This is a genomic window from Geodermatophilus sp. URMC 65, assembly GCF_053502545.1.
Map to the genome: position 1 here is coordinate 977021 of NZ_CP199954.1, position 11931 is coordinate 988951.

At 71.7% G+C, this 11931-nt stretch carries 10 protein-coding genes; 5 read left to right on the forward strand and 5 right to left on the reverse strand.

The genetic code is table 11. The annotated features are described in order from the left end of the window. Positions 1-456: 456 nt before the first annotated feature. The 5 genes from ACWIX7_RS04495 to ACWIX7_RS04515 all read right to left on the reverse strand — a co-directional run bounded on the left by ACWIX7_RS04495 (position 457) and on the right by ACWIX7_RS04515 (position 6451). A complete protein-coding gene (locus ACWIX7_RS04495; RefSeq protein ID WP_448620372.1) occupies positions 457-2103 on the reverse strand; it encodes a thiamine pyrophosphate-binding protein in 1647 nt (548 codons plus the stop codon). Positions 2104-2187: 84 nt separating this feature from the next. Further along, entirely contained in the window at positions 2188-2694 is a 507-nt protein-coding gene (locus tag ACWIX7_RS04500) for a gamma carbonic anhydrase family protein (protein WP_446765929.1), read from the reverse strand. A gap of 100 nt (positions 2695-2794) precedes the next feature. Further along, positions 2795-3811 (reverse strand): hydroxymethylglutaryl-CoA lyase, encoded by a 1017-nt coding sequence (locus tag ACWIX7_RS04505; protein ID WP_446765928.1) that lies wholly within the window; start codon positions 3809-3811, stop codon positions 2795-2797. Position 3812: 1 nt separating this feature from the next. Then, entirely contained in the window at positions 3813-5039 is a 1227-nt protein-coding gene (locus ACWIX7_RS04510; RefSeq protein WP_446765927.1) for a CaiB/BaiF CoA transferase family protein, read from the reverse strand. A 254-nt stretch (positions 5040-5293) separates the two neighbouring features. Further along, positions 5294-6451 (reverse strand): LysR family transcriptional regulator, encoded by a 1158-nt coding sequence (locus ACWIX7_RS04515; protein WP_448620373.1) that lies wholly within the window; start codon positions 6449-6451, stop codon positions 5294-5296. Between ACWIX7_RS04515 and ACWIX7_RS04520 the strand changes: the two genes are divergently transcribed. The 5 genes from ACWIX7_RS04520 (at position 6444) to ACWIX7_RS04540 (ending at position 11900) form a co-directional block, all read left to right on the forward strand. Continuing rightward, the gene (locus ACWIX7_RS04520) at positions 6444-7586 is read left to right on the forward strand and encodes a cytochrome P450 (RefSeq protein WP_448620374.1); all 1143 of its coding nucleotides are present in this window, start codon (positions 6444-6446) and stop codon (positions 7584-7586) included. The two genes, ACWIX7_RS04515 and ACWIX7_RS04520, sit on opposite strands and share 8 nt — an antisense overlap. 19 nt (positions 7587-7605) lie before the next feature. After that, positions 7606-7932: a 2Fe-2S iron-sulfur cluster-binding protein gene (locus ACWIX7_RS04525; RefSeq protein WP_448620375.1), complete on the forward strand. Its 327-nt coding sequence runs from the start codon at positions 7606-7608 to the stop codon at positions 7930-7932. Between the two features lie 9 nt (positions 7933-7941). Continuing rightward, positions 7942-9180, forward strand: coding sequence for an NAD(P)/FAD-dependent oxidoreductase (locus tag ACWIX7_RS04530; RefSeq protein ID WP_448620376.1), 1239 nt, complete (start codon positions 7942-7944; stop codon positions 9178-9180). A 17-nt stretch (positions 9181-9197) separates the two neighbouring features. After that, positions 9198-10409: a cytochrome P450 gene (locus ACWIX7_RS04535; protein ID WP_448620377.1), complete on the forward strand. Its 1212-nt coding sequence runs from the start codon at positions 9198-9200 to the stop codon at positions 10407-10409. Between the two features lie 198 nt (positions 10410-10607). Beyond that, positions 10608-11900 (forward strand): Nramp family divalent metal transporter, encoded by a 1293-nt coding sequence (locus ACWIX7_RS04540; protein ID WP_448620378.1) that lies wholly within the window; start codon positions 10608-10610, stop codon positions 11898-11900. Positions 11901-11931: the final 31 nt, after the last annotated feature.

The following is an 11931-nucleotide window of genomic DNA, read 5'->3' on the forward strand; positions in this document are numbered from 1 at the left end:
TGCGCCCTCGCGCACGCCCAGTCGCGTCCTCCGGGACGCGCATGCTGTCGAGGACCGTCTCCTGTGTGGCCGCACGCGGGTACATGCCGGCGGGCGTCGCCCACCGGATCGACTCCCCGAACGCATCCGCCCGTCGTGAGTCGGCGAGCACCTGGTTCAGCCCGGACGCGCAGCTCGGTCCGCCGTGCCGAGCACCGCCTCCACCTGGTGGGCTTCGACGGCGTCGAGCTGCACAGCTCGACGCCGGTCGACGCGATGCTGCCGATCCCTGGCGCTCGGTCCGCAGCACGGGTGCTGCTCGCAGTGGAGGCCGCTGGGCTCCCACGACCTGAACGGGCGGTGGATCGACAGCCGATCACAGCGCACGGCGGCCTCAGTTGTCGCCGACACGCCACCGCGTGCGGCGCAACGCGTCATGGTCCGGCGACGGCGAGCCGGTCACACGCGGGCCTCGGGTCACCTCTTGGATGCCGCGGCGATGATCTCCTCTTGGTAGGGCGCGACGACCGTCGGGCTGATCCGGCAGTCGACGACGAAGACGCCGTCGCGCTCGGCGCGGACCCAGTCGGACAGGGAGTCCAGGTCCTCCAGCGTCCGCACGACGGCCGCCTCGGCGCCCAGGGCCCGGCCGAGGCCGGCGAAGTCGACCTCCGGGATGAGCATCGGCGCCACCTGCAGGCCCCGCCGCCCGTACAGGCTCACCTCGGCGTTGTATGCGGCGTCGTTCCAGACGACGACCACGCCGCGCCGGACCTCCCGGACGACGCTCTCCAGGTCGGCCAGGGCCATCAGGCCACCGCCGTCCCCGGTGGACAGGACGATGGTCGACTCCGGGCAGGAGCGGGCTGCACCGACAGCGCTCGGCAGCCCCAGACCGATCGTCTGGTACTCCGTACCGACCATCTGCATCCGGTGCGGCGCCGTCACCGGCCAGTAGGAGTTCGCCCAGCCGATGAAGTGCCCGCCGTCGGAGACCACGACCCGGTCCTCGGGCAGGATGTCGGCGAGCCGTGTGGCCACGCTGCGAGGGTCCAGCCGGCCGTCCGGCGCCGTCCCGTCGCCCGGGTGGCGGCGATGCAACCCGCGCCGTGTCAGCTCTGCCACCGCCTCGCGCCAGCCAGGGTCGCTGGCCCCCCCGGTGGGCAGGGCGTCCAGCACCGCCTGCGCGGCTTCTGCGACATCGCCCCGCACGTAGCGCGTCACCGCCGGGTGCGTCGGGTCCTTCTTCTCGTCGATCTGGATCACCCGCGCAGCCGAACCGAAGAGGTCGCCGAAGCGCGTCGTGAACTGGTTGAGGCCCGCTCCGACGACGAGGACCACATCCGCCTGCCCCACCAGCGCCATGGCCTCCTCGTGGCCGAAGCCCCCCGTGACGCCCACGTCGTGGCGAGCGTCCGGGAAGACGCCGCGCGCCGTGGCCGTGGAGCCCGTGACGGCGCCCACGGCCTCGGCGAGCTCACCGAGGACGCGGCCGGCACCGGTGAGGACGGCACCCCGCCCGGCGAGGATGAAGGGCCGCCGGGCGGATGCCAACTCCGCCGCGGCGAGCCCGACTGCGTCGGCGTCGATCGCGGGACGACGATCTGGGAGCTCGAGAGCCGGCCGCTCCCCCGGGTCCCCCACCTCCTGCGCTGCCACGTCGTAGGGGATGGCGACGATCACCGCGGTGCGCTCCGCCAGCGCATGCCGCACCGCCGCCGTGGTCACGGCGACGGCGTCGTGGCGGCCCACGGTGAAGGTGTCGACGCCGACGGCCGCAGCGATCATCCCCTGGTCGACGTCCCACGGACGTGGCCCCGTAGTCGGCTGATCCCCCACCACCAGCACGAGAGGGACCCGCGCCCGAGCCGCCTCGGCCAGCGCCGTGATGGTGTTGGTGAACCCCGCGCCGTAGGTGGTCGTGGCGGCGGCGACGCGACCGCTCGTGCGGAAGTACGCATCAGCTGCGGCGACGGTTCCGGCCTCGTGGCGAACGGCGGTGAATGCCACGCCCTCGGCGACGAGCGCGTCGATGAGGTACGCGTTCCCGTTCCCCATCAGGCCGAAGACGTCGGTGACGTGCGGGGCCAGGGCGTGGGCCACGTGCGCGGACACCGTGGACATAGGAGCTCCTCTTCAGTCGCGTTGTCGATGTGGTGAGAGCGACACGGGGGTCACCAGCCGGGACGGCGGGTGACCAGCAACCGATCAGGCCTTGGCGTGCCGCCGTGCGAGCTCCACGTACGACTCCGCGTTGGCCCGGACGTGTGCGAACTCCTCATCAGTCAGGTCCCGGCGCACCTTGCCCGGCACGCCGGCGACCAGGCTCCCGGGAGGGACGTCCGCGTTCTCCGTGACGAGCGCGCCGGCTGCGATCAGGGAGCCAGCCCCGATCCGAGCGCCGTTCAGCACGGTCGCGTTCATACCGACCAGCACGTCGTCCCCGACGGTGCAGCCGTGCAGCACGGCACCGTGGCCGACCGACACGCCGTCACCGACCGTGACGGGGAAGCCGGGGTCCGTGTGGACGACCGCGTTGTCCTGGATGTTGCTGCGCGCCCCGATGCGGATGGCGTCGCCGTCACCACGGAGGACGGCGCCGTACCAGACGCTGGACTCGGCGCCCAGAGCGACGTCTCCGATCGCGAAGGAGCCGGCTGCCATCCAGGCATCGGGGGCTGCGGTGGGGACGTCGTCGCCCAAGGGGACGTGCATGAGGTTCTCCTCAGCTCAGAGGGGGTGGGTGGACGGCGAGGACCGCGCGATCCACACCGGATGCGCTCGTCGCCCCGGTGGGACGTGCGACGGGGCGTGGTCAGGCGGTGCGCGCAGGCGTCCGGGGAAGCTGCTGTCCACCGGGTGCCTCGTAGACCTGCCACGAGGGTCCGGACCGGGGAAGCGAGCTCTCCAGCGGGTGGTCGACGACCGGAGCGACCAGGTCGCGGGCGATGCCGATCATCGCGTCCAGGTCGACGCCGGTCTCCACACCGAGCAGGGCGAGCATGTGGAGGAGGTCCTCGGTGGCTACGTTGCCGCTGGCGCCCGGCGCGAAGGGGCAGCCGCCGAGTCCGCCGACCGAGGAGTCGAAGTTCGTGATGCCGGCGGCGAGACCGGCCAGCACGTTGGCCAGAGCCAGGCCGCGCGTGTCGTGGAGGTGGAGGGCGAGGGTCACGTCGGGGAACTCCCGGGTCAACCGGGAGCACACCTCGTACACCCAGCCCGGGTCGGCCACGCCGACCGTGTCGCAGATGACGGCGCGGCGGACGCCCATCTCACGCAGGCTGCCCACGACCCAGGCGATCCGGTCGTAGCCGACCCGCCCCTCGAAGGGACACCCCAACGCCGTACCCAGGCCGGCAGCGAGCTCGATGCCGTGCTCGCCGGCCAGGTCGACCACCTCACGCAGCGAGGCCAGCGTCTCCGCCGTCGTCCGGTTGGCGTTGGCCAGGCTGTGCGCGTCGGTCGTGGACAGCATCAGGTCCCAGCAGTCGGCCCCGTGCCGGAGGGCGCGCTGCGCGCCACGGAGGTTGGGGATGAGGACCGTGTACCCGACACCCGGAGCGCGGGTGATCGACTCCATGACCTCGTCGGCGTCCGTCAGCTGCGGCACCGCGTCCGGGCGGACGAACGACGTGACCTGCATGCGGCGGATCCCGGTGCGGGCGAGGGCGTCGATGATGGCGACCTTGTCCGGGGTCGCGATGGTCTTCTTCTCCAGCTGGAAGCCGTCGCGCGGTCCGACCTCGTTGATCTCGACACGCGGCGGGAGGGCGAAGGGCAGCGACCCGGTCTGGCTGAGGTAGGCGGCCTTGTGGTCGGTCGTGAGTGCCATGTCAGATGACTCCTTCGGTGGCCAGGCGGTCGAGGTCGGTGGCGTCGAGTCCGAGTTCCCCGTAGACCTCGGCGTTGTGGTCCCCCATGGACGGACCCGTGGTCCGGACCTCGCCCGGGGTGGCGGAGAGCTTGGGGACGATCCCCGGCAGGCGCAGCGACCCCAGTTTCGGGTGCTGCACCTCGACCAGCATGTCCCGCGCCTGGACGTGCGGATCCGCGAAGACGTCGGCCATGTTGTTCACCCGGGAGACGGGCACGCCCTTGTCGTCGCAGACCCGCAGGATCTCCTCGGCGGTGTGCGTGGCGAACCACTCGGTGACGACCGCGTCGACCTCGGCACGGTTCTCCACGCGGAGCCGGTTGGTGCGGTACCGCGGGTCCGTGCTCATGTCCGTGCGCCCCATGACCTCGGCGAACCGGTCGAAGGTCCGGTCGGTGCTGGTGGACAGCACCAGCCACACCCCGTCGGCGGACTCGAACAGCCCCAGCGGAGCGGTGGCCGGCACCTCGTTGCCAGTCCGCTCGCGGATCTGCCCGAGGCGGTCGTACTCGGTGACCATGCCCTCGAGGAAACGGAGCATCGACTCGTACAGGGCGACGTCGACCTCCTGGCCCGAGCCGCCCTTCGCGTCGCGGTGGTACAGCGCCGCCACAGTGCCGAACGCGGCGAACGTCCCCGCCATGTAATCGACCAGGTTCATCGGCGGCAGCACCGGCGGGCGGTCCGGGAAGCCCGTGCTGTAGAGGTACCCACTGAAGGCCGTCGCGGGCGTCCCGAAACCAGCCATGCCCGCGTAGGGGCCGGTCTGGCCGTACCCACTGATCCGGGCCACGACGAGGTCGGGGTTGGCCTCTCGCAGTCGGTCCGCGGTCAGCCCCCACCGGTCCAGGGTCCCGGGGCGGAAGTTCTCCACCAGCACGTCGGTGGTCGCCAGCAGTCGGAGGAAGATCTGCTGCCCCTCGGGGTGGCGCAGATCGAGGGTGATGGCTCGCTTGTTGCGGGCCAGCGCGGCCCACAGCAGCCCTTCCTCACCGTCGGAGGGCGCCATGCCACGGGCGGGGTCGCCGGATCCCGGGAGTTCGACCTTGACGACGTCGGCGCCCATGTCGCCCAGCAGCGCTGCGGCGAAGGGCGCGGCGAACACGTTGCCGATGTCCAGGACGCGCACGCCGGCGAGCGGACCGAACGCCGTAGCCGGGGGCGCGGGATGAGTGGGGTCGGTCATGAGCCGGCCTTTCGGGGGACGGGCTGACGGACGGATGGAGCGAGAGAGTCGTTCATTATTTGGGAATTGACTCCCAAATGATGAGCACGCTCAGAACCCTAACTGCTGTCGGGCGCCCCAACAAGTGCCCCGTCGAAGTCGTCGTGACGAGGTCGACCCCGGCAACCGCCACGCCTCGCTCGGTAGGCGCCGCCGTCGCACACGGCCGTTCGCTGCCTGCACCCTCCGGCGGTCGTCGCACTGGTGGCAGAGTGTCATCGAGCGGGTGGGCTCGACTCGCACCACGGCGAGGGCGTGCTGTGGTCGGCCCGGCGGGCAGGGCTGACGTTGCGGTGCCGGTAGTCGGTGAAGCGCGCCCGCTCCGCAGCGAAGGTCACCAGCGCCTGCGCCCGATCGGTGAGCCGGACGCCCCTGGGCCACACCATGCGGACACCCACGCCTGGAACGGCTGGATCGATGTCGAGCGCCGCAAGGGGCAGACCCTCGTAGGAGCAATCGACGGCCGGGCGCTGCACGATGACGGAGTAGCCGAGGCCGCGGGCGACGAGGGACCGGGTGAGTTCGAAGTCGGTGGTGCGCTGCACGACGCGCGGCGCCACTCCGGCCTGCTCGAACACCCGGAGCGTGTGCATGGCAGCCGGGGGCAGGTCGAGCAGGATCAGCGGCTCGTCCGCCAACTCCGCGAGGGACACCGACGCCGCGTCGGCCAGCCGGTGGTCGGCAGGGAGCACGATGTAGGGCCGGACCGTGTACAGCAGCACCGACTCCAAGCCGTCCGGCAGGCCCATGTCATAGACGATCGCGAGGTCGAGACCCCCCGCCAGCAGCAACTCCGTGATCTCCGCCTGACTGCGGGCGACGACGTCCAGTTCCACCTTCGGGTGGTGCTCCGCCGTCCAACGCACCAGGAGCGGCAGGATCGTGGGCGAGATGGTCACGTAGCACCCGAGCGTCAGCGGGCCGGACAACTCGGTGCCGGCACTCGCCGTTGCCAGTCGCAGCTCCTCCGCGTCCCGCAGGAGGATGGCTGCCCGCTTCCTCAGGAAGACACCCGTGGGCGTCAGGCTGACGCCGTGGGCCTTGCGTCGCACGAGGAGCTGCGTGCGCAGGGCGCGCTCAAGCTCGGTGAGTGCCGAGGCGACCGCAGTCGGCGTGACCCGCAGCTTCGCGGCCGCGCCCGAGATGGATCCCGCCTCCGCCACGGCCACGAAGTAGTCCAGCTGGCGCAGCGTGTAGTCAGCCATCCCTATCCCACCCTTGGTTCGGTTACAGGCAAGAGTTATGAACTTTACCTGGGCTGGTGATCGCCGCCACAGTGGTCCCGCCGCGCAGGAACCGACGAAGGGGCTCCCGAGGATGACCGTGCAGGCCAGCGAAGTCCGGCCCGTCCCCACCGCTGACTGGGTGACCATCCCGGACCTGTACGACGACCCGTACCCGCTCTTCCAGCGACTACGGGCGGAGGCCCCGGTGCACTGGGTACCAGCGGTCAACCGCTACCTGGTGGTGGGCTACGAGGCCTGCCACGAGATCGAACTGGACGCGGAGCGCTTCACCGCGGACGAGTCCGGCTCGCTGATGAAGCGGGCGATGGGCCACAGCATGCTCCGCAAGGACGACCCGGAGCACGCGGCCGAACGCCAGTCCTACGGCGGCGTCCTGCGTCCTCGAGCGATCAAGGACCACTGGAACGCCGTCTTCGAGAAGAACGCCCGGATCTACCTGGACCAGTTCAAGGCGGCGGGGCCCGGCGCAGACGTGGTCTCCCAGTTCGCGGCTCCGTACGCGGCGGAGAACCTGCGGCTGATCCTCGGGTACTACAACGCCACCCAGGAGGACCTGCAGCGCTGGTCCCAGACCCTCATCGACGGCACGGGGAACTACGCCGACGACCCCGACGTCTGGGCGGCGGCGGAACGCTCCTCCGCCGAGGTCGACGCCGCGACCGACGAGATGCTCGCCCACCTCCGGGACAAGCCGGACCACACGCTGCTGTCCGGCTTGTCCCACATGCCCATGTCACTCGAGGCCCTGCGCGCCAACCTCAAGATGACCATCGGCGGTGGGCTGAACGAGCCACGCGACGCCGTGGCCACCACCCTGTGGGCGCTGCTGTCGCACCGGGACCAGCTCGACCAGGTGCTCGCCGACTCACGGTGGGCTGACGCGTTCGAGGAGTCGATCCGATGGGTGGCGCCCATCGGCATGTACCCGCGCGAGGCCACGCAGGACACGGTCCTCGACGGCATGGCCATCCCGAAGGGGGCGCGGCTGGGCGTGCACGTGGGCGCAGCCAACCGCGACCCGGCGCTGTTCACCGATCCCGAGAGCTACGACATCAACCGGCCGAAGGTGCCGCACCTCGCGTTCGGCGGCGGCAGCCACTTCTGCGCCGGCGCGTGGGTCGCCCGCGCCTCGGTCGTGGGTGTCGCGCTGCCCAAGCTCATCGCGGAACTCCCGGACCTGCGCCTCGACCCGGCCAACCCGGCGTCCATCCAGGGCTGGGTCTTCCGCGGCGTGACCCACCTCCCGGTCCTGTGGACCTGAACCCCCTGAGGAGACAGACATGCCCAAGGTGACCTTCCACCACGACGGCGGGAACGCCGACGTCCTCGACGTCGAGCCGGGCACCAGCCTCATGCGTGCTGCTGTCCGCAACGGCGTCCGCGGCATCGTCGGCGAGTGCGGCGGCCAGGCCATGTGCGCCACCTGCCACGTGTACGTCCGCGACCGCTACCTGGACGCGCTGCCGGACATCAGCGAGGACGAGGAGGAGATGCTGGACTGCACCACCGCCCCGCGGGACGCGGACCGCAGCCGGCTCGGGTGTCAGGTCGTCGTCGGGGCGGATCTCGACGCGATCGAGGTCGACGTCCCGGCCAGCCAGGTCTGAGGCGCCCCCGTGGAGAGCGTCGTCATCATCGGAGCGGGACATGCCGGGGTCCAGGTCGCCGAGTCGCTGCGGACCGGCGGCTTCGAGGGGGCGGTGACCCTCGTGGGGGATGAGGACGCTCTCCCGTACCAGCGCCCGCCGCTGTCCAAGGACTACCTGGCCCCCGGCCGCACCGCGGAGCCGCTGCCGCTACGCGGCGAGAAGTTCTACGCGGAGAACCGGATCGAGCTGCGTACCGGCCTGACGGCAACCGTCCTGGACCGTGCCCGCCGGACCGTCTTCCTCGATGACGGCGAGAGCCTGACCTACACCACGCTGGTGCTGGCCACCGGCGCGACCAACCGGACCCTCCCCGTCCCCGGCAGCGATCTTGCCGGCGTGCACGACCTCCGGACGCTGGCCGACGCCGAGAGGCTGCGCGCCGAAATGGGGAAGGCCCGTTCCGTCGCGGTGGTGGGTGCGGGGTTCATCGGGTTGGAGTTCGCCGCGGCAGCGCGGGCACACGGGCTCGCGGTCACCGTCCTGGAGGCCACCGACCGCCCGATGGGCCGCGCCCTGACCCCTCCGATGTCGGCGCACTTCGCCGACGCGCACCGGGAGATGGGCAGCGATCTCCGACTCGGGGAGGGACTGGCCGAGATCCACGGCCAGGACGGCCGCGTCACCGGCGTGAGCAGCGGTCCCGGAGCGGAGTACCCCGCCGACATCGTGCTGATCGGGGTCGGGGTCCGTCCCCGCGACGAGCTCGCCGTGGCCGCCGGTCTGGCGGTCAACAACGGGATCGTCGTGGACGGGCACCTGCGCACGTCCGATCCCGACGTCTACGCCATCGGCGACTGTGCCAGCTTCCCCGCCACGGAGGCGGGCGCCAGGCTGCGTCTGGAGTCGGTGCAGAACGCCACCGACCAGGGGCGGCACGTGGCACGCCAGATCCTGGGCTCGCCGTCGGCCGCGTACTGCGAGCTGCCGTGGTTCTGGAGCAACCAGGGGCCCCTTCGCCTGCAGATCGCCGGCTTGGCGCAGCCAGGGGACACCACCGTGGTCTCCGGGGACCGACCGGGTGGTCGCTTCTCCGTCCTGGCCTTCCGCGACGGCGCGCTGGTCGCCGTCGAGTCTCTGAACAAGCCCGCTGACCACATCGCCGCCCGGCGCGTGCTGTCCGCGGCTGTGACCCCGACGCCCGATCAGGTGGCCGACCCGTCGTTCACCCTCAAGGACTTCGCCAAGCAGCTGGTCCCGACACCGTGACCCAGTCAGGAGAGACCATGTCCGCAGCAACCGAGTCGCCGGCCGACGCCCCGACCGCCGACTGGGTCGACCCCGCCGTGATGATGCGGGACCCGTACGGCACCTACGCCCGGCTGCGTGAGCTGGGCCCCGTGGTGTGGGTACCGGTGATGGGCAGGTACCTCGTCACCTCGTTCGAGGGGTGCCGCGACGTCGAGGCGGACCAGGAGATCTACTCGGCGTCGGTCACCGGGGGGAGCGCGACCCTGGCCCGAGCGCTGGGCGGGCGACCCATGCTCCGCAAGGACGACCCGGAGCACGCGGTCGAGCGTCAGGCCGTCAACCCGACGATGCGTCCGAAGAACGTCCGCCAGACCTGGGCACCGGTCTTCGAGCGCAACGCCCGGAAGTACCTTGAGGTCCTGCGCGATGTCGGCCCGGACGAGGCCGACCTCAACCGGGACTACGCCGCACCGCTCGCCTCGCAGAACCTCGTCGACCTACTCGGGCTCCGGGGCACCAGCGTCGCCGACATGCAGCGGTGGTCGCACGCCTTCATCGCCGGGACGGGCAACCTGCACGACGACGAGGACATCTGGCGACGCTGCGACGTCGCACGGGAGGAGGTCGACGCGCTGCTCGAGGAGCTCGTCCCCTACTACCGCCAGCACCCGGACGGCTCCATGACCTCGGCGTTCGTCAACAGCGGCCTGCCGCACGAGGCCGTCGCGGCGAACGTGAAGCTGACGATCTCCGGCGGCATGAACGAGCCCCAGCACATGGTCACCGCCATCGTGTGGGCGCTGAGCCGCCACCAGGACCAGCGTGAGCGGGTCCTCGCCGACCCGGCATTGTGGCCGACCGTCTTCGACGAGGCGGTGCGGTGGGTCTCGCCCATCGGGATGTACCCCCGGGAGACCACGCGGGCCACCGTGCTGGCTGGTACCCAGTTGCCCGAGGGGGCGCCCATCGGCGTGGTCGTCGCCGCGGCGAACCGGGATCCGCAGGCCTTCCCGCGCCACGACGCCTTCGACATCGCGCGTCCCAAGCAACCGCACCTGGGCTTCGGCAGCGGCGTCCACCTGTGCGCCGGCCACTGGGCGGCCCGCATCTCCATCGGCGAGATCGCCGTCCCCCTCGCTTACCAGGGCTTCCCCGGTCTCCGGGCTGATCCGCGGCGCGAGGAGCAGTGGGACGGCTGGGTGTTCCGGGGGCTCACCTCCTTGCCGGTCACCTGGGGCCCGGCGTGACACGGCGGTCCTGAGACACCATCGGACGAGAGGGCCGGCGCGGTACGTCACCGGGACACACTCCGCCGGCCCGTCGCACGCCTGCCGCGGCCGCCGTCTCGGCCGTGCGGCTCCTCCGCGCCACCGGGCGTTCTTCGGCACTGCTGTGGGCGGAGCTCCGGTTCGCCACTCCACCCATCTGCTGTCAGGGAGACCGCCGTGTACCTGTCGAAGACCGAGGCCGCCGTCCTGCCCACCGCCCTGGCCGGAGGGGCCGTCCGGCCGCCTCCCGCGGCTGGACGGCGGCGGGTGTGGCCTCTGCTGGGGCCGGCGTTCGTCGCCGCGGTCGCCTACGTCGACCCCGGCAACTTCGCCACCAACTTCTCCGGCGGCGCCTCCTTCGGTTACACGCTGCTATGGGTGATCGTCGCGGCCAACCTCATGGCGATGCTCATCCAGAGCCTGACCGCCAAGCTCGGCCTGGCCACCGGCCGGGACCTGGCCACGCTGTGCCGCGAGAACCTGCCGCGGCCGGTCACCCGCGGGCTGTGGCTGCAGGCCGAGGCCGTCGCCATCGCCACCGACCTGGCCGAGATCGTCGGCGGCGCGGTCGCGCTGAACCTGCTGTTCGGTGTCCCGCTGCCCGTCGGCGGGCTGATCACCGCCGTCGTCGCCTTCGTGCTGCTGGCCGCGCAGTCCCGCGGGCACCGGCCCTTCGAGCGGGTCATCGCCGGGCTGCTGCTGGTCATCGGGCTGGGCTTCGGCTACACGCTGTTCAACTCCGGTGTGGACGCCGGCGGGCTGGCCAGCGGCATGGTCCCCTCCTTCTCCGGCTCGGAGAGCCTGCTCCTGGCCACCGGCATCCTCGGCGCGACCGTCATGCCGCACGTCATCTACGTGCACTCGGCGCTCACGCAAGGCCGTTACGGTGACGTGGTCACCGCCGGGCGCACCGCCGCCGGCCGCGGCCGGCTGCTGCGGGCCCAGCGGCTCGACGTCCTGGTGGCCATGGGCCTGGCCGGACTGGTCAACGCCGCGATGCTGGTGATCGCCGCCCAGCTGTTCACCGCCGACGACGGCATCGAGTCCCTGGAGAGCGTCCACGCCGGGCTCGGCGACCAACTGGGCACCGGGGCGGCGCTGGCCTTCGCCGTCGCCCTGCTCGCGTCGGGGTTCGCGTCGTCGTCGGTCGGTACCCACGCCGGTCAGGTGGTGATGGCCGGCTTCCTGCGCCGGCACATCCCGGTGCTGGCCCGTCGGCTGATCACCCTGGCGCCGGCGCTCGCGGTGCTCGTGCTGGGCGGCGACCCCACGACGGCCCTGGTCTGGTCGCAGGTGGTGCTGTCCTTCGGCATCCCCTTCGCCCTGGTGCCGCTGCTGTGGTTGACCTCCCGCCGGCAGGTCATGGGCGCCTGGGTCAACCGACCGCTCACCACGGCCATCGGCGCGGCGGTCGCGGCCCTGATCATCGTCCTCAACTGCTACCTGGTCGTGACGTCGCTGAGCTCCTGACCGGCGCGGACAGGCAACTGCCGGAGTGCCG

What these genes read in the sequence shown, in the direction of transcription:
- ACWIX7_RS04515 (WP_448620373.1), bottom strand. Translation starts at nt 6,451, where the DNA reads ATGGTCACCCAGTCAGCGGTGGGGACGGGCCGGACTTCGCTGGCCTGC.
- ACWIX7_RS04535 (WP_448620377.1), top strand. Translation starts at nt 9,198, where the DNA reads ATGTCCGCAGCAACCGAGTCGCCGGCCGACGCCCCGACCGCCGACTGG.
- ACWIX7_RS04525 (WP_448620375.1), top strand. Translation starts at nt 7,606, where the DNA reads ATGCCCAAGGTGACCTTCCACCACGACGGCGGGAACGCCGACGTCCTC.
- ACWIX7_RS04500 (WP_446765929.1), bottom strand. Translation starts at nt 2,694, where the DNA reads ATGCACGTCCCCTTGGGCGACGACGTCCCCACCGCAGCCCCCGATGCC.
- ACWIX7_RS04495 (WP_448620372.1), bottom strand. Translation starts at nt 2,103, where the DNA reads ATGTCCACGGTGTCCGCGCACGTGGCCCACGCCCTGGCCCCGCACGTC.
- ACWIX7_RS04510 (WP_446765927.1), bottom strand. Translation starts at nt 5,039, where the DNA reads ATGACCGACCCCACTCATCCCGCGCCCCCGGCTACGGCGTTCGGTCCG.
- ACWIX7_RS04505 (WP_446765928.1), bottom strand. Translation starts at nt 3,811, where the DNA reads ATGGCACTCACGACCGACCACAAGGCCGCCTACCTCAGCCAGACCGGG.